Source organism: Spiroplasma endosymbiont of Megaselia nigra (genome assembly GCF_003987485.1).
Lineage (GTDB): Bacteria > Bacillota_I > Bacilli_A > Mycoplasmatales > Mycoplasmataceae > Spiroplasma.
Window position 1 is genome coordinate 1 of record NZ_RCOO01000128.1, and the last position, 3,346, is coordinate 3,346.

Genomic DNA, 3,346 nt, shown 5'->3' on the forward strand with positions numbered 1-3,346 from the left:
GGGTAAAAATTATCATTGTGCTGATAATATTGTTATTGAAAGTTTTCATTCTTTATTAAAAAAAGCAACAATTCATAACAATATTTACTTATCGCATGATGAATATATTAATGATGTTAAAAAATGAAATAAATGATATTCAATCCGCAAAGAAAAGGATATAATAAATAAAAGTTTATAAACCTTTTTTACTAATACTTACTTTTTGGGGTGCACTCTATACCTATCTGATGAATAATGCAAATAAAAAAATCGCTCTAATAAGCGATTACTTTAATTTATATTTAATTACTTTATTTATAATTTTTATAAAAACTCAACTTTTTTCTTACTACCGGTAATTTTATTAAATATACAAAAATTAAAAAATAATAGATTTATCTATTATTTTTTTGTATATTTTTTTTACTTGTTTCTTTCTTAGTATTTTTTTAAGGAAAAATTATTATATAATAATGAGGAGGTAGATGAAATGGTAATTCTTGCAATTGAGACAAGCTGTGACGAAACTAGTATTGCTATTTTTAAGAATGGAAAAATTTTAGCAAATATTATTTCATCACAAATTAAGGAACATACAAAATACGGTGGAGTTTTGCCAGAACTTGCTTCGCGGTTACATTTAAAAAACTTTTCTTATGTTCTACTTGAAGCTTTGCAAAAAGCTAATATTCATATAACAGAATTACAATACATTGCATACACAGCAAAACCTGGTTTAATTGGAGCACTACATATTGGGAAAACAATAGCAGAAACATTGTCTAATTATTTAGAAATTCCAATTTTACCTTTAAACCATTTATATGGTCATATCTATGCTAGTGCAATCGATAATGATTTTTTATTTCCTCTTTTAGCAGTGCTAGTTAGTGGTGGCCATACTCAGTTAATATTAATGAAAAAACATTTGAATTTTGAAATTTTAGGCTCAACATTGGATGATGCAATTGGTGAATGTTATGATAAGGTTGCTCGAATGCTGGACTTAGGGTATCCGGGCGGACCTGTTATTGATAAGCTTGCAGCGACAGGAACAACAACACAATATCACTTACCACTACCATTAAATGATCAAAGTTATAATTTCTCTTTTAGCGGATTAAAATCAGCTGTAGCTAATTTAATTGCAAAAGAACAACGTAATACTAAAATTAACTTGTCTAATTTTTGTGCGACATTTCAAAAAACATGTGTTGATATTATTATGCGAAAAACAAAATTAGCAATTCAAAATTTTCAGCCGCAAATGGTTACGTTAGTCGGTGGAGTTTCAGCTAATAGCGCATTACGAGCAGCAATTTTAAATTTAGCAACATCAAATTTAAAAATAGTTATTCCAAAATTAGAATATTGTACTGATAATGCTGCAATGATTGCTCGCTTAGCAGCACAAGAACTACTGAAAAATAACATAAAAGGAGATTAGATAAAATGGCATCATTTTTATCAAAATTAGAAACATTCGATTCAAAGAATTTTACTAAAAAAGAAAATGAAATTATTAAATATATTAAAGAAAATATGAAGGAAGTAACAACAATGAATATTGAAGTTTTAGCGCAACAAGTAAATACTGGTTATAGTGCAATATATGGTTTGTTACGAAAAATGCAGATTAATGGTTATCGAGACTTTTTAATTGCGATTGCTGCTGATATTGAAATTAAATCATTAGATTTTGAAAATATGGAGAGTCTAATGAAGAAAACATATTTTGATATTCTTAATCAAAATGATACGATGATTGATAATGAAAAGGTGAATCAAACAATTAATGCAATTAAAGGAGCATATCGAATTTTTGTAATTGGGGTGGGTTCAACAAATGCATTGTCACAAACATTAGCGCTAGAATTATATCGTTTTGGTTTTAATGCTTTTAATCTAAATGAAAATGAAGAAGACTTAATGGTTCGTTCTCGGATTATGAATAAAAATGATTTAATTCTAGCTTATTCATTATTTGGTGATAATGAAGCAGTTAACAAAGCATTAACAATTGCAAAAGAAAAAGGAGTAACGATTGTAGTAATTTCTGGGAAAGATATGTCAAAAGCAGTTAAATTAGCAAATTGGTCGCATATTATTTTAACCCCAAATCAACGAGTAAATGATCATAAAATTTATGTTAATAAATTATTACCTTGAATGTATTTTACTGATGATTTAATTAATAAAGTCTGGTCATCAGATATTGTTGATAAAGATTTTGTAATGGCTCAAAAAGATAATCGTTGAGATTATTAAAACAATGGATAATATTTCAATTCTCTCAAAATTATAATTGATTCAAGGAACTTGCACAAAAAAAGAAATTAAAATTGCAAACTATATTCGTGAAAATATTCATAATATTCGAAACCTTAAAATTGAAGATTTATCAAAAGCGACTGGAATCGGTTATTCACCAATTTATTCTTTAATTAAAAAGTTAGGCTTTATTGGTTATCGTGATTTTATTATTGCAATAGTTGCAGAACAATAACGTTTAGAAACCAATAATTTGCATTTAGATGAAACAGAAAGTATTTTTTTATATTATCAAGATATGCTAGAGCGTAATCAGCAAACTTTTGATGATGTTAAGTTTTTAAACACAGTTACTTTATTAAAAAAAGCGAAAGGAATTTATTTAGCTGGTTTAGGAATTTCATCTTTAGCAGTAAAAGAACTAGCTACCCGTTTATTTAGTTTTGGCTTTACTTGTAGTTTGTTGGTAGAAAATGAAAATAATATTATTACTCGTGCCAGTTTGATCCAACCAGATGATTTATTAATCTGTGTAAGTTTATAAGGAAAAACAATGGCTGTAATAGCAGCAGCTAAGGAAGCCAAAAATAATGGGGTAAATGTAATTGGTGTTACATCAAAATATAATTCGGATTTATCAAAATATACTGATATTATGCATACTGTTGTTTCTTCAACTTTATATGAAAAAAATGAAATTTTTATTTCTTCTTTATTACAATTAATATATTGAAATGATAATTTAATTAAAGCGCCTTTATCTATTGATAAAGAGCACCAATATTTAGAAAATCGGATTAAAAGTAATAAAATTTTAAAAAAATATTGTTAAAATTAAAGTAACTAAAAAAAAGACTGCACCCCAAAAAGTAAGTAAAATTAAAAAAGAACTTTACTAAACTTTTAGAGGAGGTGCATTTTTTAATGGCAGGAAAAGAACAAAAATTTAAAACATATACTGCAGAATTTCGAAAAAATACAGTAAAATAAATTGAACAAACATCGCTTACTTATATTGCACAAAAATATAAAGTAAATATAAAAACACTTGATTCATGACAAAGAAATTTTAAAAAAGGAATTTTAAATACAC

General features: G+C 26.4%; 5 protein-coding genes and 1 pseudogene. All 6 read left to right on the forward strand.

The annotated features are described in order from the left end of the window. A pseudogene (locus tag D9R21_RS07265) lies at positions 1-181 on the forward strand (IS3 family transposase); the annotation flags it as partial. Between the two features lie 291 nt (positions 182-472). After that, positions 473-1,429: a tRNA (adenosine(37)-N6)-threonylcarbamoyltransferase complex transferase subunit TsaD gene (gene tsaD, locus D9R21_RS05190; protein WP_126821375.1), complete on the forward strand. Its 957-nt coding sequence runs from the start codon at positions 473-475 to the stop codon at positions 1,427-1,429. Positions 1,430-1,434: 5 nt separating this feature from the next. Continuing rightward, on the forward strand, positions 1,435-2,250 hold the full coding sequence (locus D9R21_RS05195) for a MurR/RpiR family transcriptional regulator (RefSeq protein WP_126821376.1): 816 nt from the start codon (positions 1,435-1,437) through the stop codon (positions 2,248-2,250). 37 nt (positions 2,251-2,287) lie between these two features. Then, positions 2,288-2,488 (forward strand): MurR/RpiR family transcriptional regulator, encoded by a 201-nt coding sequence (locus D9R21_RS08425; protein WP_241568787.1) that lies wholly within the window; start codon positions 2,288-2,290, stop codon positions 2,486-2,488. Positions 2,489-2,506: 18 nt separating this feature from the next. Further along, positions 2,507-2,797 (forward strand): MurR/RpiR family transcriptional regulator, encoded by a 291-nt coding sequence (locus tag D9R21_RS08430; protein WP_241568788.1) that lies wholly within the window; start codon positions 2,507-2,509, stop codon positions 2,795-2,797. Between the two features lie 9 nt (positions 2,798-2,806). Then, the gene (locus D9R21_RS08435; RefSeq protein ID WP_241568789.1) at positions 2,807-3,085 is read left to right on the forward strand and encodes a phosphoheptose isomerase family protein; all 279 of its coding nucleotides are present in this window, start codon (positions 2,807-2,809) and stop codon (positions 3,083-3,085) included. Positions 3,086-3,346 lie beyond the last annotated feature (261 nt).